Annotated in this window: 19 protein-coding genes and 1 pseudogene; 14 read left to right on the top strand and 6 right to left on the bottom strand. The window is 57.0% G+C overall.

What is annotated here, in order from left to right:
• Window positions 1-105: 105 nt before the first annotated feature.
• The 3 genes from IQ254_RS08090 to IQ254_RS08080 all read left to right on the top strand — a co-directional run bounded on the left by IQ254_RS08090 (window position 106) and on the right by IQ254_RS08080 (window position 3,085).
• Window positions 106-1,476, top strand: a complete 1,371-nt coding sequence (locus IQ254_RS08090; protein WP_193965667.1) for a GAF domain-containing protein — start codon at window positions 106-108, stop codon at window positions 1,474-1,476.
• A gap of 273 nt (window positions 1,477-1,749) precedes the next feature.
• Window positions 1,750-2,463 carry a response regulator transcription factor gene (locus IQ254_RS08085; RefSeq protein WP_193965692.1) on the top strand — a complete coding sequence of 238 codons (714 nt, stop codon included), beginning with the start codon at window positions 1,750-1,752 and terminating at the stop codon, window positions 2,461-2,463.
• Between the two features lie 52 nt (window positions 2,464-2,515).
• Window positions 2,516-3,085: an FKBP-type peptidyl-prolyl cis-trans isomerase gene (locus IQ254_RS08080; RefSeq protein ID WP_193965666.1), complete on the top strand. Its 570-nt coding sequence runs from the start codon at window positions 2,516-2,518 to the stop codon at window positions 3,083-3,085.
• Window positions 3,086-3,156: 71 nt separating this feature from the next.
• Here the strand turns inward: IQ254_RS08080 and IQ254_RS08075 are convergent, their stop codons facing one another.
• The gene (locus IQ254_RS08075) at window positions 3,157-3,669 is read right to left on the bottom strand and encodes a 3'-5' exonuclease (RefSeq protein ID WP_193965665.1); all 513 of its coding nucleotides are present in this window, start codon (window positions 3,667-3,669) and stop codon (window positions 3,157-3,159) included.
• A gap of 119 nt (window positions 3,670-3,788) precedes the next feature.
• On the bottom strand, window positions 3,789-4,289 hold the full coding sequence (locus IQ254_RS08070; RefSeq protein ID WP_193965664.1) for a hypothetical protein: 501 nt from the start codon (window positions 4,287-4,289) through the stop codon (window positions 3,789-3,791).
• A gap of 145 nt (window positions 4,290-4,434) precedes the next feature.
• Here IQ254_RS08070 and IQ254_RS08065 point away from each other — a divergent pair, with 145 nt between their 5' ends.
• Both IQ254_RS08065 and IQ254_RS33520 read left to right on the top strand, forming a co-directional pair.
• Window positions 4,435-6,036 (top strand): NAD(P)/FAD-dependent oxidoreductase, encoded by a 1,602-nt coding sequence (locus tag IQ254_RS08065; protein ID WP_193965663.1) that lies wholly within the window; start codon window positions 4,435-4,437, stop codon window positions 6,034-6,036.
• 75 nt (window positions 6,037-6,111) lie between these two features.
• Window positions 6,112-6,210 carry a DUF4058 family protein gene (locus IQ254_RS33520; RefSeq protein WP_193965662.1) on the top strand — a complete coding sequence of 33 codons (99 nt, stop codon included), beginning with the start codon at window positions 6,112-6,114 and terminating at the stop codon, window positions 6,208-6,210.
• Window positions 6,211-6,248: 38 nt separating this feature from the next.
• On the opposite strand, the gene IQ254_RS08055 is transcribed toward IQ254_RS33520, so the two are convergent.
• Entirely contained in the window at window positions 6,249-6,815 is a 567-nt protein-coding gene (locus IQ254_RS08055) for a DUF1028 domain-containing protein (RefSeq protein ID WP_193965661.1), read from the bottom strand.
• Window positions 6,816-6,915: 100 nt separating this feature from the next.
• Here IQ254_RS08055 and IQ254_RS08050 point away from each other — a divergent pair, with 100 nt between their 5' ends.
• From IQ254_RS08050 to IQ254_RS31390, 3 genes are all read left to right on the top strand, one after another.
• Window positions 6,916-7,383, top strand: a complete 468-nt coding sequence (locus IQ254_RS08050) for a hypothetical protein (RefSeq protein ID WP_193965660.1) — start codon at window positions 6,916-6,918, stop codon at window positions 7,381-7,383.
• Window positions 7,384-7,671: 288 nt separating this feature from the next.
• Window positions 7,672-7,857, top strand: a complete 186-nt coding sequence (locus IQ254_RS08045) for a hypothetical protein (protein ID WP_193965659.1) — start codon at window positions 7,672-7,674, stop codon at window positions 7,855-7,857.
• Between the two features lie 252 nt (window positions 7,858-8,109).
• Entirely contained in the window at window positions 8,110-8,250 is a 141-nt protein-coding gene (locus tag IQ254_RS31390; RefSeq protein ID WP_228040349.1) for a hypothetical protein, read from the top strand.
• A 13-nt stretch (window positions 8,251-8,263) separates the two neighbouring features.
• On the opposite strand, the gene IQ254_RS08040 is transcribed toward IQ254_RS31390, so the two are convergent.
• Together IQ254_RS08040 and IQ254_RS08035 are read right to left on the bottom strand one after the other, a co-directional pair.
• On the bottom strand, window positions 8,264-8,500 hold the full coding sequence (locus IQ254_RS08040) for a CDGSH iron-sulfur domain-containing protein (RefSeq protein ID WP_193965658.1): 237 nt from the start codon (window positions 8,498-8,500) through the stop codon (window positions 8,264-8,266).
• Window positions 8,501-8,576: 76 nt separating this feature from the next.
• On the bottom strand, window positions 8,577-9,275 hold the full coding sequence (locus tag IQ254_RS08035) for a pirin family protein (RefSeq protein ID WP_193965657.1): 699 nt from the start codon (window positions 9,273-9,275) through the stop codon (window positions 8,577-8,579).
• Between the two features lie 258 nt (window positions 9,276-9,533).
• Between IQ254_RS08035 and IQ254_RS08030 the strand changes: the two genes are divergently transcribed.
• The 4 genes from IQ254_RS08030 to IQ254_RS08015 all read left to right on the top strand — a co-directional run bounded on the left by IQ254_RS08030 (window position 9,534) and on the right by IQ254_RS08015 (window position 14,814).
• Window positions 9,534-10,412: a LysR family transcriptional regulator gene (locus IQ254_RS08030; protein WP_193965656.1), complete on the top strand. Its 879-nt coding sequence runs from the start codon at window positions 9,534-9,536 to the stop codon at window positions 10,410-10,412.
• Between the two features lie 231 nt (window positions 10,413-10,643).
• Window positions 10,644-12,653 (top strand): AarF/ABC1/UbiB kinase family protein, encoded by a 2,010-nt coding sequence (locus IQ254_RS08025; protein ID WP_193965655.1) that lies wholly within the window; start codon window positions 10,644-10,646, stop codon window positions 12,651-12,653.
• A gap of 79 nt (window positions 12,654-12,732) precedes the next feature.
• Window positions 12,733-14,088 (top strand): hypothetical protein, encoded by a 1,356-nt coding sequence (locus tag IQ254_RS08020; protein WP_193965654.1) that lies wholly within the window; start codon window positions 12,733-12,735, stop codon window positions 14,086-14,088.
• 117 nt (window positions 14,089-14,205) lie between these two features.
• Window positions 14,206-14,814, top strand: a complete 609-nt coding sequence (locus IQ254_RS08015; protein WP_193965653.1) for a 2OG-Fe(II) oxygenase — start codon at window positions 14,206-14,208, stop codon at window positions 14,812-14,814.
• Between the two features lie 162 nt (window positions 14,815-14,976).
• Here the strand turns inward: IQ254_RS08015 and IQ254_RS08010 are convergent, their stop codons facing one another.
• Window positions 14,977-18,639 (bottom strand): CAAX protease, encoded by a 3,663-nt coding sequence (locus tag IQ254_RS08010; protein ID WP_193965652.1) that lies wholly within the window; start codon window positions 18,637-18,639, stop codon window positions 14,977-14,979.
• A gap of 194 nt (window positions 18,640-18,833) precedes the next feature.
• Here IQ254_RS08010 and IQ254_RS33515 point away from each other — a divergent pair.
• Together IQ254_RS33515 and IQ254_RS08000 are read left to right on the top strand one after the other, a co-directional pair.
• Window positions 18,834-18,983 (top strand): annotated as a pseudogene (locus IQ254_RS33515) (ABC transporter); the annotation flags it as partial.
• A 27-nt stretch (window positions 18,984-19,010) separates the two neighbouring features.
• Complete coding sequence (locus tag IQ254_RS08000) at window positions 19,011-19,601, top strand: DUF6624 domain-containing protein (RefSeq protein ID WP_193965651.1); 591 nt, start codon at window positions 19,011-19,013, stop codon at window positions 19,599-19,601.
• Window positions 19,602-19,674 lie beyond the last annotated feature (73 nt).

The following is a 19,674-nucleotide window of genomic DNA, read 5'->3' as shown; positions in this document are numbered from 1 at the left end:
TCGCAGCAAGGTTAAGCGTTGGCTATGAGCGGTTCTGTATTTTCAATGCCTCCTGAAGAGAGGTCAGCGAGAGGCCTTGATGGCACCTACTTAAAGACAGAAACATTGGCCGCCCCTGTAGCCCGGCCAGCCTGCGCCTTACCGGGGCAATCTCAGGCCGATCGCCAGCAGCGGCGTTGCCAGGCCATCGTCGATCTGGGCCTTGAGGGTCAGACCAGCATCCCTGCTTGGGACGAAGCCGCTCAGTTGGCGGCCCAGTTTTTAGCCATGCCTTTGGCGATCGTGACCCTTGCCGACAGCGCTACCGAATCGCTGCGAGCCGCCTATGGCCTGTCGGGCCTCGGGGTGGGTAATCCGCTGTCCCAACAGCGGCAGATTCGCCTAGATCAGGGACTTGGGGTATATATTTTGGACAGCGAACAGCCGTTGCTGTTGACCGACGCTACCGATGATACCATCCTGGCCCAGAGTGAGTTAGTGGCCACCTACGGCATTCGAGCCTACGGCGGCGTGCCCCTGATGACCACCCAGGGCGTCTGCATCGGCACCCTGGCAGTCATGGATACTCAACCGCGGCGATTTACCGAGCAAGATCTGGGCTTTTTGGCCATGGCGGCCCGCTGGGGCATGAGCGAGTACGAACGGCAGGTTGCCATGGATAGAACGATAGCTGGGCGATCGCATCTGTCCACCCCATCCCCCCTTGGGCAGGGAGCGCACATCGGCCTCCTCAGCCAGCTCACCCAGGATTTACGCGGCCCCATGACCACGATACTGGGCATGGCCACTATGCTCAGCCGCGAAATCTACGGCCCGCTGACCCAAAAACAGCGCGAATATACCGACATCGTATGTCGCAGTAGTCAGGGTCTTATGACCCTGGTGGATGAAATTCTCGATCTGGGGTGGCCCCAAGCCGAAATGCCCGCCCTGACTGCGACCACCATCGACATCGCGACCCTGGGGCAACGGGTGATGACGCTGCTCACCCCTCTGGCCGATAAGTCAGCTCAGACTCTCATTTTTACTGTCGAACCTGGCGAACAGCATTGGAGCTTAGATCAACGCACCGTCAAACAAATTTTGTATCACCTCAGTTTCAGCATTATGCAGGTGGCTGGGGCCCACAGTACGCTGTGTATTCACGCCTGCCGCCGGGGTCCAGCCTTGACCCTCATAGCCTGGCTAGCTAACCCCTGGCTCGAAGAAAGTTTGCCCATCGATGTGCTCGACTATTTCTCGAGCCCAGCCAGATCTGACTATCGTCCTGAGATGGGTTGCTCAGACCCCAGACCGGCCCGGTCTCAAACCCAACTGGGGCTGCGGCTAGTACAGCACCTGGCCCAACGCCACGGCGGATACATCAAGCTACAGGGCACAGCGGATAGCGGCTGTCGGCTGGCCGTGCTGTTGCCAGTGATAGATACCATCAAAGCCCGGCCTCAAGCCACCTCTGAATTGGAAACTCGACCCTAACCTGTAGGCTTAGCGAGGGATCCAACCCAGCCTGCTGATTGTGTATTTACACAAGCTTAACCAGAATCCGACCTTGTCTTAAGCTCAACCAGAGACGATGGCATCTTAATGTAGGCTGTTGGGCTGCGGCTTCGCATTAGAAGCTACTGTCTCACCAACGGGCCTGCTGTTTTTAGCGGTGCTGGTCAGTAGCTACTGGTCTGGTGCTTGTATGGATACTCCGTCGGGTTTCGCCTCGCTGTGCAAAAATTACCTTCTGGGTTGTCATTGCCCATGGCTCGAGAGCGCATTCTTGTCATTGACGATGAAGATCTGATTCGTGAAACCGTAGCCATGGCCCTGACAGAGGAAGGGTATGAAGTGGTGACGGCCGAATCGGGGCAGCGGGCGCTGGATTTGATTTTCCCGCCTACCGAAGAGAAGTTGAATGCGCTTGTGATCGATTTGGCCATCGTTGACCTGATGCTGCCCGGAGTTAATGGATTGGATCTATGCCGACTCATGCGCCACCACAATCTGGATATGCCCATCTTGATTTTGAGCGCGAAGGCCGCCGAAATGGATCGCGTGGTGGGCCTTGAAGTGGGGGCCGACGACTACCTGCCCAAGCCCTTTGGCATGCGTGAACTGATTGCCCGCTGTCGGGCACTGCTGCGACGACACCAGTGGCGTAGAGCGCAGCCCAACGCCGAAATTTTGACCTACAAAGATATCGTGCTGCACAGCAGCGAGTTTAGGGTGGTGGTCAAGGGGCAAGAGGTCAACCTGTCGCCGAAAGAATTTCGCCTGCTGGAACTCTTTCTGCAAAGCCCCAATCGAGTCTGGTCGCGGGAAGAGCTGATTCAGTCGATCTGGGGGGCTGATTTTATCGGCGATCGCAAAACCGTCGATGTGCACATTCGCTGGTTGCGCGAAAAGATCGAGCCTGACCCGGCCAATCCACAATACGTGACCACGCTGCGAGGGTTTGGCTATCGGTTTGGGTGAAGCATTTGCTATATGATCACGATATGAAGCGAGCTGCGATGGGAGATGTATCGTGCGAGAAATTTTAATTAGTCTGGGCGTTTTAGCTGCTTGTCTAGTGGTGCTGGTGGTCGCTCAATTCACCAGCCCCCAGCCCGAGGCTATGGCCTCTAATCTGAGTGCAGCGGCGGTCGTCGAAGCAGCTGCCTCCCTAGGCGATCGCACCGTTCAGATCGCCCAGGCTGCTGCTGATTTGGATTCTGAGAGTACCGCTGAGACCCCTGCTGACATGACTGACGAAACCCTGATTACCACCGACTCTGGCCTCCAGTACGTTGACCTAGTTGAGGGTACCGGAGCCATGCCCCAGTCTGGGCAGCGGGTTACCGTGCACTACACCGGCACCCTCGAAGATGGCACTAAGTTTGATAGCTCCCGCGATCGCGGGCGTCCCTTTAGTTTTCAAATTGGCGTCGGCCAGGTGATCAAGGGTTGGGATGAAGGCGTTGGCACCATGCGAGTTGGGGGGCAGCGCAAGCTGGTGATTCCCGCTGAGCTGGGCTACGGCAGCCGAGGTGCTGGCGGGGTGATTCCGCCCAATGCGACGCTGCTGTTTGATGTTGAACTGCTGCGCATTGGCTAATCCCAAATATTCATCGACGAACCCTACCGTACGACAGACCAGTCTAGGCCTGATCCTCGATGTAGGCAAAATCAAGGTTTTAGGGGGCTTTTAACAGACCCTAGCGCCGATGCGATCGCAATCTGGGCGCAGGCCTCCGCATCCGACAGTGCATCGTGGTGGTTGAGGGCAATGCCCAGGTAGGCGCACACGTCGGGCAGCTTGGTGGGGCGAATGTTCCACGCCTGCCGGGCCAGCTTGACGGTGCAGACAAACTCGGGGGTCGGCGGCAGAAGCCCGTAGGCCCTGCAGCAGGCGTAGAGCACGCTACGGTCAAAGGGGGCATTGTGGGCGGCAAAAAAGTCCGCCCCGGCCAACAGGGTCGCTATCTGAGGCCACAACTCTGCAAAATCAGGCTGATCTGCCACCTGAGCCCAGGTAATGCCGTGAATGTGGGTAAACTCAAACCCCGATCGCGGCGGGCGAATCAGGTAGTGGACTTTATCGACCACCTGACCCTGCTCGACCCGCACCAGGCCGATGGCGCAGGCGCTATCGCGGTAGCGATCGGCGGTTTCAAAATCGAGGGCGACGAAGATAGTCATAGCGGGGGTAGGCGGCGTGAGTTGGGTAACGATTGCCCTGAGCTAGAGCTTAGGAGCCCGGCGGCTAAAATAGTAGCTCAATGTCTGCCCAGCAATGCCCGTTCATGGCCTGACCCTAACTAATCGGTACCGGCCCAGGTCCAGCGAGGATTCCCTTCCCGCAATCCCTGATAGGTGATCACGGTGGTAAACCCGTTGGCATCGGCCATGCCGGTCATGTCGAGCATAGCCCTGATCTGGCCATCGACCAGCTGAATGCGGATATAGGAGTGCCCCTGGAACGCTTCGCCATCAATGCTATCCATACCGCCGGAGGCCTCGCAATGGCGATATTCTGGCTTGAGCCTGCCGACCCAGGTCGTACTAAAGTCATCCGACTGTAGGATCTGAATATTGGTAGCCACGTCCCGTAGTTTGATCATGCCGTTGGTGGCATAGCCCCCCTCAAAATAAGGCTGTGAGGTTTCGTGGGCAATTAACCCTGCCGGACAGTTGGCGATTGGCCCGTGGGTGGGCAATACAGTCATCTCAATGGTGTTGGCCAGCGCAGCGCCCCCCAGGTTGCTCAGCAGGCTCAACGGTAACCCTCCCAGCAATGCCCAGCCCAGGTTTAGTTTCATGGTTGTCTATCCTTTTGATGTAGCCTATGTCACCCTATACAGCGATCGGCCATAACATTCCTGACGGATAGTCAGCAGAATGGTGACTCCCCAGGTCAATATGGCATGATGAATTTCTGCGCTTCGCCCAGCCCGCCCTCGCCGTATGCTACGCCTCAGCCAAATCAAACTGCCCCTAGACCATTCCGAGGCCGCCCTTGAGGCCGCCATTCTCAAAAAGCTGCACCTGGCGGCGGCAGACCTGACCGCCTACACCATCTTCAAGCGCAGCTACGACGCCCGCAAAAAGAGCAACATCACCCTGGTCTATATCGTTGATGTAGAAACACCTAAGGAAAAAGCCCTGCTCAAGCGGTTTAAAAAAGATGCCCATGTGGTGCCGACGCCAGATATGACCTACCAACCGGTAGGCCAGGCTCCCGAGCACCTGCTACAGCGGCCCGTCGTCATTGGCATGGGGCCCTGCGGCATGTTTGCGGGGCTGCTGTTGGCCCAGATGGGGTTCCGGCCCATAATTTTGGAGCGGGGCAAGTCGGTGCGCGATCGCAGTGTCGATACCTTCGGGTTTTGGCTCAAGAAAACCCTCAACCCCGAATCCAATGCTCAGTTTGGCGAAGGCGGCGCAGGCACGTTTTCTGATGGTAAGCTCTACAGCCAGGTCAGCGACCCCCAACACTACGGTCGCAAGGTGCTGAGTGAACTGGTCAACGCCGGGGCAGCCCCCGAAATTCTCTACATCAACAAGCCCCACATTGGCACCTACCGCCTGGTTAAAATCGTGCAAAACCTGCGGGCCACCATTGAGTCCCTGGGGGGCGAAATTCGCTTTCAGACCCGCGTGGTCGATATCGATATCGACCAGGGCCAGGTGCGTGGCGTGCGGCTCGACAACGGTGACACCTTAACCAGCGGCCATGTGGTGCTGGCCGTAGGCCACAGCGCCCGCGATACCTTTCAAATGCTCTACGAGCGCGGCGTTTACATCGAGGCCAAGCCCTTTTCCATCGGCTTTCGTATTGAGCATCCCCAGTCGCTGATCGATCGCTGTCGGCTGGGCGACCAGGCCGGGCACCCTCGGCTTGGGGCCGCCGATTATAAGCTGGTGCACCACTGCGAAAACGGGCGTTCGGTCTATAGCTTTTGCATGTGTCCCGGGGGCAAGGTGGTGGCAGCGGCCTCCGAGCCGGGCCGGTTGGTGACCAACGGCATGAGCGAGTACGCCCGCGATGAGTCAAACGCCAATAGCGCCATTGTCGTCGGCATTACGCCCGAAGATTATCCTGAGGGGCCCCTGGCGGGCATTGCCCTACAACGACAATTGGAAGCGGGTGCCTTTCAATTAGGCGGCGGCACCTACGAGGCTCCTGGGCAACTGGTGGGAGACTTTCTGGCCCATCGCCCCTCCACCAAGCTTGGCACGGTACACCCCTCCTACAAACCGGGGGTGAAATTGGGAGATTTGAGTACGAGTTTGCCGGACTATGCGATCGCCGCCCTGCGCGAGGCTATCCCTGCCTTCGATCACAAAATCCCTGGCTTTGCCATGGCTGACGCCGTGCTCACCGGGGTCGAAACCCGTACCTCATCGCCTATTCGCATCCAGCGCAATGAGCAATTCCAGAGTCTCAACACCGTTGGGCTCTACCCCGCTGGCGAAGGGGCGGGCTATGCCGGGGGTATCCTGTCCGCCGGCATCGACGGCATTCGAGTGGCCGAAGCAGTGGCGCTGAGCCTGGTCAAGGGGTGACCCGGGGGATGACCTGAGCGTTGAGCTTTGGACTGGGGGCCCTGGGCTCAACGCTCAAGTCCGCACTTTACTGGCATGGCCCCCTACTTGGAATACGCAGACTTTTGGCCAGAGGTACATCACTGGCTGATGACGCTGATTGCCCAAACCCTTGTCCCCCAGATGATCAGGTAGATTGGGCCAATCAGATCCTAATCGAGAGTTGGGTGAAGCTAAACCGCCTCAGGTAGCCAAACGGCCCTATTTCGCTGGGGCACATTCAGCTGGCTGGGCATGCTCTGGCGGAGAGACTGGTAGTAGTCTTGATGGGCCTCACTGTGCAGCGTTCGCAGCATCGTAATTGGGTCATCGTGGTGGTCAACCCGCAGATCCAGATGTGGATACGGGGTTTTATCCATTACGTAGAGGGCGGCGCGCTTGTCGCCCCCAGCGGCTTCACCTGCTTCTAGGGCCAGCAGCAGGCGATCGCTCAAACCCATTCTCTCCCCGCCGTGGAACGCATCGGCCATCGACTCTAAAACGCCTGGCCCCGTCAGCATATTTCCCGCCACCGACACGTTGGCAAACGTGCGGTGCCCCGCCCAACCGGTGCAGTCGCGACCCGTCCAGGCGGCGGTGTGGCCGGTGTGATCAACCAGGTGTACCTGGCGCTGGTCGCGATCGCAGTCATTCTCCAACAGCCATTCCAGCACCACCTCGGCAGAGGCCTCGCTGAAGGGGCTTTCGGTGGCCTGACGCCGCTCTAGTAGCTCTAGGCCCCAGATGCAAGCATTGCTCATCTAAGTGCGAAGAAATATTTAGGTATAACAAATCACCATAACCCCACTGGGCACCTTGGGATGGAACCCATCGAGACCGCGCGATCGCGCCCTATCTGTCATGAATAACGCCTTACTCACCTCTGTCCAAAATGCTGATGGCCGCTACCTGACTGATACCGAACTTCGCCCCTTCAACGACATGGTGGAGGCCTTTCAAACTCGCATGAATCTCTACAGCTACGTTCGAGACCATGGCAAAGACCTGGTGCTCAATTCACTGCGACGGCTGATGCAGACTCCCCACCGCCAGGTATTGCAAGAGCATGGTCAGCAGTGTCAGCGCGATATGATGTTTACCCTTGAGTATATTTCCAAAGGCATTTTGCTCCACGACGAAGACGGCTTCATGGAAGAGTACTTGGTGTGGATGCAAAACATCATCCGCGCTTTTAACCGCCAGACTGCCTGTGTAGTGGCCTATCGTCTGCTCAAAGAAGAAGTGCGCAACACCATGCCCGGCGACCAGAGCAATCTAATGATGATCTACCTCGATAAGTTGATCAATGCCTTAGACACAGGGATCTAGTACCGAAAGGCAGCAGTAAGAAGGCAGAGGCAGAAGGCAGAAGGCGGAACGGGAACCCCAGGTCTCATAAGGGTTTCCGCGTGAATAAACAGCTGGGTCATTTCCGCCTCAGAGTACTAGCCTTTCACCCTTGATCTACCATTCTGTGATTAGCCATCTTGAGCCAGAATAAAGACTGGAGGTAATAAAAGTAACAATTTCTGACTGCTGCCCAACCAGTCTCCCACAAACTTAGACTACACTTTGACTAAGGATCTAAGACCAATAGTTAAGCCAACGCATTGCCCCATGGGAAAGTCTCGCCTTAGCCCTCGTCAGCGTGCCTACGAGGCCGATCTCATCAACCGACTATCCGACAATCACCAGCTCAACCAGGCTCAGCAGCGCATTAGCGGCCTGACCGAAAAAGATCGCGGTTTGGTTAGCGATCGCCTTAGTAGCCGTACTCGCGGTCGTCTGCGCCAGAACTACTAGTGGGTCGTTTGCTTCGGATATAGCCATTGCTAAATCGCTTGATTTAGCAGAATCAGGGCAAGTAGCCCTTCCCAGATTGGCGATGTTCATACCAAGTGACCCACTAGTACTCGAAGACTGAAATATGTCCACCGTTCCGGATCGCTTGGCTCCCTAGCTCCCTAGCCCTAAAGAGTAATATCTAAACTTGCGCCGTAGAGTACTAGCTATCGTCTAGAATCTGCACCCAAAGAGTTGTCATCGATCTGGGTAGTGAATCAAGCAGACACTAAGCAAAAGTCGATTGATATTCTTTTTTTCCAAAAAAATAAAACCACAGGTGCAGATTTAGACTACACCCGTGGTCTACCAGATAAAATCCTGTTACCTATCAGAAAAGCTGACAGCGTTTGAAGATTGGCTCACCCTAGAGTTTGCTGTGGCTCCCGTCACAGAAAGGGGTATTGTCGGTGTGTTTGCAGGCACAGAGAGCCACCTGCTTTTTTTCCTCTAGCGTAAACTTCATCGGGGTAAACTCGGTGCCCTGGTGGGCTCCGTTGCAAAAGGGTTGTTTACTTGACTGGCCACAGGTGCACCAGAAATAGTCTCCTGCCTCTAGTTCCATCACCACAGGCTTAGTATCGGCAATAACAGGTTCAGCCATCCGTTCTTCCTCTCCTACGAGTTTGTTTGCTTCAGACATCTTGCGGCGGCGAGTTACCCCCACCGCCGCAAGCTTGTTAGGCGGCCATGTCAAACAGCAGCACCTCGGCCTCATCCCCAGTGAGGGTCAGTATCTCTAGGTCGCTGACAGCGGCTCCATCCCCGGCGGTAAGGGCATGGCCGTTGAGATGAACTGCGCCCTTAGCCACCTGCACCCAGGCCACTCGGCCCGGTGCAAGGGTGTGGGTAGCCTGCTCGCCCTCGGCAAGGGTCGCCGCGTACAGGCTGACATTCTGGTGAATGGTGACCGACCCATCGCGGCCATCGCGAGAACCGACCAGACGCAACTGCCCCTGCTTGGCCTCGGGGGCCACTGAGATCTGCTCATAGCTAGGGGCAATGCCCTCTACCTCGGGCAACACCCAAATTTGCAAGAAGTGCACCGGGTCTTTGTCGGACGCGTTGAACTCGCTGTGACGAATGCCCGTTCCTGCCGACATCCGCTGCACATCCCCTGGGCGAATGACGGAGCCGGTGCCAATACTGTCTTTGTGCTCTAGCGCGCCGTCGAGCACGTAGGTGATGATTTCCATATCGCGGTGGCCGTGGGTGCCAAAGCCTTGGCTGGGCAATACTTTGTCTTCGTTGATCACCCGCAGGCTGACAAAGCCCATATGGCGAGGGTCGTAGTAGTTGCCAAAGGAGAAACTGTGACGAGAATCGAGCCAGCCAAAGTTAGCGGCACCGCGATCGCTTGCAGGACGAACCGTAATCATTAGAGACACCTCCTATTAGCGTCAATGGATTGGAAACATCCGAATAAATTAACGATATACTGATGCTAATCAATTGACAATAGGCAATTTAATTGACGCATTGTCGCTTGGAAGAAGACAATTGGTCTGTTTGCTATTCCTTGCCTGATTTGCCCGTGGGTCAGTCTTCAAACGCTTGCTGCAATTGGATTGCACTAGCATGACCCACGCTATCTACTCCCTCACCTACCCATTTCCTCACTCTCCCTCACCCCCAAGATGGACAAACTCGAAAGCATGCGCGCCTTTACCCAGGTGGTCGAGGCTGGGGGCTTTGCCGCCGCCGCCCGCAAGATGGATCTATCGCGATCGGCGGTGAACAAGCTGGTGATGAATTTGGAAACAGATCTGCAAACTCAGCTTTTGCACCGCACCACTCGCCGAGTTTCGCCCACCGATGCGGGGCGGGCCTACTACGATCGCTGTCTTGCCATTCTCGCCGATCTCGAGGAGGCCGAGCTGGCCTTGACCCGTCTACAGCAAGAGCCGCGTGGTAGCCTGCGCATCAATGCGCCGATGACCTTTGGCACCTGGCACCTGGCCCCGCTAGTGGTGGCGTTTATGGCCCAGTACCCCGAGCTGCACGTGGAATTGGTGCTGAACGATCGCCGTATTGACCCGATTGAAGAGGGCTTTGATGTCACCGTGCGGATTGCTGCCGAGCCGCCCGGCTCGGGATTGATCGCCCACCTTTTGGCTCCTTGCCCGCTGGTGCTATGTGCGGCCCCCACCTACCTGCAACGGCGCGGCACTCTGGCCCATCCCGATGAGCTCAGGCACCACGCCTGTTTGCACTATGGCCATCGAGCTCAAGATAATAGCTGGAATTTGGTAGGCGAGGTGCAGCACACCGTTACTGTTAACGGACCGCTGTGCTGCAACAATGGCGAGGTGCTACGAGCCGCTGCCCTGGCGGGGTTGGGCATTGTGATGCTGCCCGAGTTCATGGTCGGAAAGGATTTAGAGGAAGCGCGATTGTGTCCTATTTTGGTTGACTACCCGCCCCCGTCGATCAATATCTATGCGCTGTATCCGGTGAATCGTCACCTGTCGGCAAAGGTGACACGGCTGGTGGAGTTTTTAGCTGAGAAAATTTAGCTGGCAGGAGTTGTTTGCGATCGCTCAGGCAATCCCCCCAACCTACCCTAGTGGCTAGGTTGGGGGGGCTGGGAGCCAGACATATCCCTCTATGGGCGGCATTCGATAGGGGGAAGTAGGGAGGTCACCACCTGGGATTGTGGAGACAAACCGTTACAATAGTTTACGAGTATGGTTTGGGAATTAAGACCCAGGCTGTCTCAGGGTTTGATTTTCTTCACCGAGCTGGCTATGGCTTTTGACACCACTCAGGATTCGGCCCACCGCAGCGGGGGCTCTATCGACATTATCGATGCCGAAGCGATTACGGTAACTGGCGAGGTGTTGGCCGCAGATGTCGTAACCCCACCCCGCACCCTGGCCACTAAGGCCCAAGATCCCTTTGAAGAATTTGGCTACGACCCCGATGCGATCGCCGCCCACTACCGTCGCCGCCCGTTTCAGGTATGGACGCGGTTTATCGGTATTTTCTTGCCGCTGATTGGTTTTTTTGCCCAACTCTGGCTCGACCGCCGGGGTGGCCGCAGTGCCCAAAATGAAGCTAAGCGGGCCGCCCAGCTGCGCAAGATGTTGACCAAGCTAGGTCCGGCCTACATCAAGATTGGTCAGGCGCTCTCGACCCGGCCTGACCTGGTGCCGCCAATTTTTCTGGAAGAATTGACGACGCTGCAAGACCAGATTCCACCCTTTCCCAATGCGATCGCCTATCGCTTTATCGAAGAAGAGCTGGGTGCCCCCCCTAGCCAGATCTACGCTGAAATTTCTGAAAGCCCTGTCGCCGCCGCTTCCCTAGGCCAGGTCTATAAGGGCAAACTGCACAGCGGCGAAGACGTGGCGATTAAGGTACAGCGCCCCGGTTTAGCCCAGCGCATCGCTCTCGATCTTTATATCATTCGAGGCCTGGCTCGGTTTGCGACCAATCGCATCAGCCAGATTCGCAGCGACCTGGTCGCCATTATGGATGAGTTTGGTGAGCGCATCTTTGAAGAGATGGACTACACCCACGAGGGCGAAAACGCCCAGCGCTTTGCCAGACTCTACGGCCACATTGCCGATATCTACGTGCCCCACATCTATCCGCAGTACACCGCCCGCCGGGTACTCACCATGGAGTGGATTGAAGGCACCAAGCTCACCAACATCGAGGTTCTGAATCGCAAAGGCATCGACGCCACCCATTTGATCGATGTGGGGGTGCAATGTTCGCTGCGGCAGTTGCTGGAGCACGGTTTCTTTCACGCCGACCCCCACCCCGGTAACCTGCTGGCCATGGCCGATGGTCGGCTGGCCTATCTCGACTTTGGCATGATGAGCGAGGTCAAACCCTACCAGCGCTATGGTTTGATTGAGGCGGTGGTACATATGGTCAACCGCGACTTTGAGGGGTTGGCCAACGATTACGTCAAGCTCGAATTTCTCACCCCCGATACCGATCTCAGCCCAATTATTCCGGCGCTCTCCGAGGTGTTTAGCAACGCCCTGGGGGCCAGCGTGGCCGAGCTGAATTTCAAGAGTATTACCGATGAGTTTTCGGCGCTGATGTACGAGTACCCCTTTCGGGTACCTGCCTACTACGCCCTGATTATTCGATCGCTGGTGACGCTAGAAGGCATTGCCATTAATGTTGACCCTGAGTTTAAGGTGCTGAGCAAGGCCTACCCCTACGTGGCTAAGCGCCTGTTGACCGATCAGTCGCCTGAACTGCGCGCCTCTCTGCAAGACTTGTTGTTTAAAGATGGCAGCTTTCGCTGGAACCGGCTCGAAAATCTGCTGCGCAACGCCCGCGATAGCGACGAATACGATATGGAGCGGCTGATCGACCAGACCCTGGGGTTTTTGTTCTCAGACGGGGGCTCGTTTTTGCGCGATCGCATCGTTTCTGAGTTAGTCAACGGCCTCGATAGCTTTGGCCAAAATACGGTGCAATCGATCACCATCGCCGTACAGCGTCGGTTGGGTATCAAGCAAGATGCCCCCGTTGTCGATGCCGCAGCCCCCAGTGATCTAGATAACCTACGCCGCATTCTCGATATTCTCAAAGACACCCCCGGCTTTGACGCGGCCCAGGTGGCGACCCGCATTCCCCCGCTGCTGTTTAAGCCCGAAACCCAGGCCATGGGCCAACAGGTTGTCGCCGGTCTCGCCCAGCGGGCCCTAGCTCGTCTGATTCGCACCCTGTTGCTCGAAGGCGAACCCAGTGACCTGCCGCCTCAGCTGACTCCTGCTTCGGTGCGATCTTAGGTCTAGCACGGTATGCCGCTCCAACATCTCGCTTGCCAGTAAGATATGAGGCTAAACCGTCGGCAGGGCGAGGCTCAACATGGCAGAGAATTCTTCTGCCCCAGGAAATTTGGCTCGGTTTGGGCTCAAAATTGCGGCAGTATGCAGTGTTTATCTGCTTGTACAGGCCGGTGTACTGCTGGCGACTGGGACAGGCTGGCAAAAATTTTGGGTGTTGCAGCCCATTGACCAGTTTGACTATAACGATGCCATCCACTACGCCAACTTAGCCGTTAACCCTGGCTGTAGCGCGTTTTACCCCCTCTGGCCAGGGCTAGTGCGGTGGTTGGTGTCTCCCGCCACCGCAGCTGAGGCGCTAAAGGTCGCTCTCCCAGGGTCAGAGGTGATTTTTTTGGCCTCTTTGCCCCTGGCACTGTGGACCTTTGAGCGCATTTTGCGTCATCGGGCGGCGGCGTTGGTGGTGCTGGTGCTCTACGCACTGGGGCCCAACGCTATTTTTCAATCGATTGGCTACACCGAGAGTTTGTTTGGGGTATTGAGCCTGCTATTTTTGCTGTGCCTGCACGAGGTAGAGCAGTCGCCGCTGTCTCAGGCCAAAACGGTCGGCCTCTATACAGCGGTGTTTGGGCTGTCGGCGTTGCTCAACCTGTTGCGCCCGGCGTTGGTGCAGTCGTGGTTTGCGATCGCGTTTACCCTATCCATGCTGCTTTTGATGCAGCGGCTCTCGCTAATATCCCCAGGGCGCTGGGGGCTGCCGACCCGCCAGCTCATACTGGCCAGCCTGATTGGGGCAGGTAGCCTGGTGGGCTACGGCGTGGTTGGCCTGACTTGCCTCAACACCGTAGGTGATTTCTTCGGTCCTTTTCATGCTCAGGTGACCTGGGGTCGCAGCCTCGCCTTGCGCCCGTGGCTGCTGGTGCTGCCCCGATCGCTGCTGTTCGACCTGCATGGTCTCTACACCCCTATGTTGGTGTTTGCGGCCCTGGGCTGGATCATCTATGGGGCCTATCGGCAGCGAGAGCTGCTAACCCTCAGCCTGCCACGGCAGCCCTGGTTGTATAGTTTGCTGGTGCATCCTCTGGCGTTTATTGGCGCAATGGCAGGGCTGGGGCACTTTGGTAAAGCTAGGCTGACGGCGCTGCCTACAAGTTCACCTACAGCAATGCTGCAACTAGTAGGGCGGTTTTCGGTGCTCTATGCGATCGCCTTCTCAGGCGTACATTCCATCATCAACTTTTTGGCCAATTCTGGATACCTCTACAGCACATCGCGCCACTATTTTGGCACCCCCTTCGCCTTTGTGGGCATTGGCGCTATGCTGGCGGTTCTAACCCTACCCGCGCTCAACCGGTTGATGTGGGTTTTAGCCGCTGTCGGGTTGTTCTTGCTGGCCCAGCAGTGGGTTAGCTTTAGCGCCAGCCTTTGGTTAGGGTAGTCGGGTGCTAAGCTAGCACGGTTTCGGGTTTACGGTTTACGGCCTACCCTTAAACCGTTTGCCTGATACCTTGTACCCTAGGCCATGCCTTGATGTCTCAGCCTTTGCACTCCCCCTATGCCCTACTATCGCTGCCAACCCGAGGCCTTTTCCACGGCCTATCTCCACAACCTGCGGGGTGGCATTCAGGCGTGCCGGTACTTCGCCACCAACAACCTCAACCGCGATTTTGTCGCCACCAAGGGGTTTTCGGTGGTGTTTACCCGGTCGGGCCGAACCGAGGTCGAGCGCCAGTTTCCGTTTTTTAAGCCCTACCTCGATCGCGCGCTGCTGCCCGACTGCAATGCCTTTTATCTCAACCCACTACTGCTGAACCAGGGGTCGCGGGTTGACCCCCATATCGATCGATCGCTGCGGTCGTACTGCAAAACCATTGAACCGCCCGATCAGGTGAGCGTGCTCTATGTGCAGGTGCCCGCCGACCTGTCCAGCGGCGAGTTGGTGCTCCAGCAGGGACGGCGACGAGTGGCGCAGATTCGGCCGCAGCCGGGGCTGTTGCTGCATTTTCAGGGTGACCTGACTCATTCGATCAACGCTATGGTCAGCGGGGGCAGCCGCCTCAGCCTGGTGTGCGAACAGTATGCTCTCGACGCCAAGGAACTGGAGGACATTCCTGGGTTTTTGATTGAGTCGAGGGCAATTGCCGCTGCCAAAACCAGGCGTTAGGGTAAGCAACCGGGTACAACCTGAGTCTGGCATCAGCTTTGACCTTTGGCAAACAAGCCTGCCCGCCCTCCTTGGAGGGGCTGTTGGTTTAGAACCTGATTCTTTTGCTCCGGTTTCTGCTGACGGGCTTCGATCTCCCAGCATCCTTGTTGTCCCACTGATCTAAAACGTCATGGGGGCGATTGGTTCGATATCGGGATCGTGTCCGCCTACCTGGCTGGTGCGCAGCACCCAAGCCGAGGCCCCGTACTTGAGAAATTTGTGCACCACCACATCGCTGGCCTTGCGGGGCAGCACCGTTCGCCAACTGCCCAAACCCATAATCAGGTTACGAATTGGTTCGTCTTCGATGGAGCTACCGAGATTAAATTCATTCTTTTCCCAGTCGGGGCGAGAACTGCCCAGGGGCTGTAGCGTGCTGATGAGATCCTGGCCAAAGGCTTCGAGCTGACGTAGAGCATTCGCCTGGTCGGGGTGCTGCTCGCTCCAGGCCTTGAGGGCATCGGCATGGCGATCTAGGCTGTGGGTCATGCCTTGCAGGCTGGCAAACAAAGCCTGGTTAGAATCTTGGGAGCAGTTGTTTGACGGGCCGACAAAGGTGCCGCCGGTGCCATCGCCAATGCGATAGCGGGCGGTCATGGCTTGCAGGTGAGCCTCCATACGGGTAAGGGGTGAACGGACTTCGTTTTTGAAGTGATAGGCCCGGTTAAACAAATCGAGCTTGACCAAAATATCGCAGGTGGGGCGGGTGCCCAGCCAACCTCGCTGGCGATCGCCCTGATACCGCGACCAGTGTAGCGTCCCAGCAATCAGCCCGTCGATATTGTGGGCATAGACCTGGTAGTAGCGGATCTCAAACCGCCGCTCGTCGGCCAGCGGGTCGTGCACGACCTCGGCTCGCCCGTAGGCAAAATGACCAAAGAAAATGGGGCTAAAGGCGGCGGGTTCCTTTTTATGGCCGCCGATGCCGCCGTAGGTATGCAAGATCAGGGCGCGATCGCCCACCTGCCACTCGTCGATGGCTTCTGCGATCGCCTCCGGGCGGCCATTGTCTCTCGCTGTACAGAGCACCGAGTTGACCTTGCCCTTCTGGGCTACCACCTCAGCCCAAGCCCCTTGGCGAATATAGCGATAGGACGCCTTAGCTCCCCCAAACACTACCCGCTCAGGTTGCAGGCGAAACAGCGCCCGAGGGCCAAGCGATTGCACCTTGAATAGGCCGCTGACATTCTGCGCTCCGTAGACATACCAACCCGACTCGTTATAGGGCGATTCTTCAAGATCTTGCGAGGTCGATGGCTCGCTGCCATAGACCCCCATCTCCTGGGGCGCAGGCAGGCTGACTATTTCCTCGGGGCCATCAAAGGTGCGGGTTACCCGGTTAAAGTGTCGCACCCGCCATTGATCCTCTACGGTCGGCCCCACAAACTGCACCAGGCCGTAGTAGCGCCCGGTCACCTCCATGGGCTGGGCATCGATCAGCAGAGTAGCCCCAGCGGTACCCAGCACCACCTCGGGGTTCTCGACCACCACAATCATGTCGTCGCCCGGCAGCGATCCCGCCAGGGATTCTAGCGGGTCAACCCGCAGCCAGTGGTTGAGCCGCACGGGGTTAATGACGCCGCCAAAGCGACTGGCGTATTCAGCATCGGCGCTAAAGTGCACGTCATGGGTCACCGCCTGCACCAGCTTTTGGGTGAAAGGATGGTCTGACCAGCACAGCTTAACCACCTGACCCACTAGCCCCCAGTGCTCCGCCGGAGCGTGGTGAATCTCATAAAACGCCCCGCCAAATCGTTCGGCTTTCGCCGGCAAAATCAGGCGGCCAATCCAGTCGCCAATAGGCCGGTAGAGGCTGGGGTCGGGTTGCCGGTCAAGGGGATAGCTCTGGTATTGCACCAGGGGAGTAGCGCTAAAGGCATCGTAGTTGTTGGTCTGGCTACCGCGCTCTAGCCCCGTTTCTAGCATTTCACCGCGCAAAATGGCATTGATAGTATCCAGGGTCTGCTGTAGAGAACTGCGGCCATCGGGCAAAATCAATTTGGGGTCGAGAATGCCCCCCGGCACCTGGTGCCCCACCGGCCCCATAGAAATGAACGAAATCTTGCCCCGGCGCTTGGCCCGGTTCCAGTAAGACAGCGGAAACAGCTGCCACCGACCGGGGAAAATTTTCGGGCCCAGTTTTTCTACCACATCCTTTTCACCCACTAGGTGATAGAGGTGCTCTAGCTTGAGGATGTTGATATTGGCGCTGATGACTCCCCCCAAAGAAATCACGTCGATGGGTGCTCCCAGCGCTCGCTTGAGATAGGGGGCATTGGCGCAGGACATTTGCCCGCCGCCACTATAGCCAATGAAGGTCACCGGGGTGCCGCTCCCCACCTGGTAGCCATTCTTCACCAGACCGTTAAATACCACCTGGGCAATACCCTGGTTGTAGAGCGGGCCGTAGCGCTTGTCGGCGGAGACGCCCACAATCAGGATATTGCGAATGTTGACCAGCAGCCCCAGTACGCTCATCGGATTGGCAAACCGCAGTTTGTCGGCGTAGCGCCAGAGAAACGCCAGGGGGCGGTCTTCATCTAGGGGGGCATTCATCACCGAGTAGGGCATGATGCCGCGAATCAGCGCTACATCTTCGGGTAGTGTAGGAGCCAGGGTATCGAGAAATTCTTCAATATCGGGCAGGTATTCAAAGCTGGAGATGCCAATGCCGTCGAGATACACCACGTAGCGGCTGATCTGATTGGTGTCAGCCACGGGCTCTGCCAATTCCCCAGCGTTGAGGGTGGTGTTGACGTCGTCGTCGTACCACCCTGCCCACCAGCCCAAGGTTTCTAGAGGGGCCAAAAGACCCGCTACCACCAGGGCCACTAGGCTAATCCAAACTAGATTTAGTACCAGCCGCACCAGGGTCGGCAGACCGTTGAGCCAACCAAACCACCATTCGCGCAAGGGCCTCAACAGCACCAATACCACCAATGTCAGCACCACCATGGCAAGCAGCCCCAACCCCGTTTTGAGCCCGCTGCCCAGGCGTTCTGCTTTGGGGCTAGCGCCTACAGAGACGGCAGCAACAGTACCTCCCGCTCCCGCGATCGCGATCGCCGTGGGTTCTCCGGCCATGGCCGCCATCACATTGCCCCGATTGAGGGCGTCAATACTTTGGGTAAATTCTTCCTTCCAGCGGCTGGGGGTCTGGGCCAGAGAGGCTTGAAATGAGTCTGCCAGATCGCTGCGACTCGTGACCAGATCTACTCCGGCAGCTCGGTTGGCGATGCGTTTGCCTAGGCTGGCAATGGGGCGACCGATGGTGTTTTGCAGCACCTGCAGCAAAATCCAGCCGAAGGCGACGTAACCAAAAGCATTGCTAATGTCCAGGTTGGCGATCGCGCCCAAGCCCACCACCATGGCCAGTAGATTCCAAACCGACAGCAGGTTTAAAATCGGCACCCCAAGGTAGGGCATGGCGCCTAAGAAACTAAATAGCAGCGGTGCGTAGGCCAACCCCAGCACCGTCACGAGTTGGCCCAAGGGCAAACTTTTCGACCAGGGCGCCAGGGTGACCAGCCAGGTACTGAGCACCAGGGCTAAAAAGCCACAGGCAAACAGCACGGCATTAATCAGCAGGCTAAAGACAAACCGCGCCGGCTTAACCTGGTTGACGAACAAAACAATGCCCTGACCAATGCCCTGGGACAGCCCCGCCAGCAGCACCACCAGCATCGCCAGCCCCTGGCCAGCCGGGACGGTGGTGGCAATGCGAAAAGCTTCACCGTTGAGGGCAAATACGTAGCCCAGCACTTCCCAGAAACGATCTAGCATTGGCCCTGCCTCAACGATGTGTCGAGATCTTACTCCAGGCCCAAAGCTTAAGATACTGCTGTCAGGCTAAATGAAGGATTTTGAGAAACCTTAACTCCTCCTCACTCCTCTCCTACATTTCATCCAAAGCCAGCCTTGTCTCGGCTAGTCCAACGCTAATATCGCCCCGGCGGCGAGCTTCCAGACGCCGCCGACTCGCCCACCGCCTCTCGACTATTCGCCACTGCCACTGCATCTACGTAATGGCCGACGGCGAAATCGTCGAACAGGGTCGCCACGCAGAACTGCTAGAGCTAAACGGCATCTACGCCAGCCTGTGGCGGGTGCAGTCGGGCTTGCGCTAGCCTGGTCGTGCATTGGGAGAGACCTGCATGGACAATGACCTACTCAAACAGTTAGAGCTCCTCAAAAAGAAAGACACTGATACAAGAAATAAGCTGCTTGAAGAAGGTGAATTGTATGGCACTTACCATGAGGCCATGCGAAGCGTTCACAGGGAAAATGCAATAGCCCTAGATAAAATCATAGAAGAGCACGGCTGGCCCGGGATCTCAAAAGTGGGATTAGAAGGGTCTAGAGCGGCGTGGCTAATTGCCCAGCATTCCATTTGTACCCCTGCCCTGCAACGGAAATTTCTTGACCACCTCTCCAACGCAGAAAAGCAGGGAGATGTACCCGGCAAACAAGTGGCATTACTGACAGATAGAATCAGATTTAACGAAGGGAGACCACAAGTTTACGGCACCGTGCTCGACTGGAATGAGACCGGAGAACTAACCTGCGAAGTCGAAGATGAGGAAAACATTGACCAGCTAAGGGAGCAGGTAGGGCTACCCCTCTTCCAGCAGTCATTGCACCACCACAGACTCGAAGTTGAAGCCGAAGGTGGAAACGCACCTGAAGATTTTAGAGTTTACAAACAGGCGAGTGATGACTGGGCCAAAAGCGTTGGGTGGCGATAAATTTCACAAGCCGACGCTAACGTGAACTTATACCGATGCTATTTGCCCCCCCCTGCCCCCCACTCCTTGACTC

Origin of the sequence: Nodosilinea sp. LEGE 07088 (assembly GCF_015207395.1) — a bacterium.
Classification (GTDB): Bacteria; Cyanobacteriota; Cyanobacteriia; order Phormidesmidales; family Phormidesmidaceae; genus Nodosilinea.
The sequence above is the reverse complement of the archived record's forward strand: the minus strand, read 5'-3'. Positions and strand labels throughout refer to the sequence as shown.